The organism is Cellvibrio sp. UBA7671 (assembly GCA_002483145.1).
GTDB classification, from domain to species: Bacteria; Pseudomonadota; Gammaproteobacteria; order Pseudomonadales; family Cellvibrionaceae; genus Cellvibrio; species Cellvibrio fibrivorans.
Map to the genome: position 1 here is coordinate 1 of DLHJ01000007.1, position 891 is coordinate 891.

Below are 891 nucleotides of genomic sequence, written 5' to 3' on the forward strand. Positions count from 1 at the left end.
ACAAATGTCGCCCATGATCATAAAAGTCGCCGTACCGCCGCTAAAACATTCACCCAAATTCGGGCAATTGGCTTCTTCGCATACAGACGATAATTTGTTTTTGCGCAGAATGGACTTGATGCGATCTACTTCCGGTGATGCCGGAATACGCACACGGATCCAGTCAGGTTTGCGCTGCACTTCATCGCGGTCAGTCGCAATTACTTTTACCGGAATGCGCTCTACTTTATCGGCATCACGCAGCTTTTCGCCCTGCTTGTAGCGCTCGGTGCGCTTGACTGGCTGGAGTTCGGGAACAAAGGTAGATACGGGTGGTAGATCTGACATAAAGAAGCTCTTTACTGATTCTGCCTCATCGGAGGCACAGAAGGAGTCGGGTGAAGGATTGTGTGACCGTGCGCCACCGAGGATGGTGGTGCCGAGCCTCCAGGGATGGATTCACGGCGTGTCGCACAAGCCCTTGCCCGGTTCCCGACCAGAATTACGTGGCGCGTATTGTACAGGTTTCGTAGCCCAATTTCCGCGCAAATTCCGTAACAAGTTGGTCTTGAACCTGCGTAAGTCTAGGGGGATTGGGAATAAGCTCGCGTATTTGCGCCATCGCCAAGCCCTGATAACCACAGGGGTTAATTCGTCCAAAAGGCGACAAATCCATATCCACATTCAAGGCCAAACCGTGAAAACTGCAGCCGCGACGAACGCGCAACCCGAGCGAAGCGATCTTATCGCCATTCACATAAACCCCCGGCGCATCTGGCTTGGCAGCGGATTCAATGCCGTAATGCGCAAGCGTAGCAACGATGGTCTGCTCAATGCGCGTCACCAGCTCGCGCACCCCAATGTTCAAGCGACGTAAGTCCAATAAGGGATAAGCCACCAATTGGCCGGGGC

Annotated in this window: 1 protein-coding gene and 1 pseudogene; both read right to left on the reverse strand. The window is 53.4% G+C overall.

The features are described 5' to 3' along the window. A pseudogene (locus B4E62_RS07805) lies at positions 1 to 327 on the reverse strand (lipoyl synthase); the annotation flags it as partial. A gap of 154 nt (positions 328 to 481) precedes the next feature. Continuing rightward, the coding region (gene lipB / locus B4E62_RS07810; RefSeq protein WP_331351674.1) for a lipoyl(octanoyl) transferase LipB at positions 482 to 891 on the reverse strand (410 nt) is incomplete at its 5' end.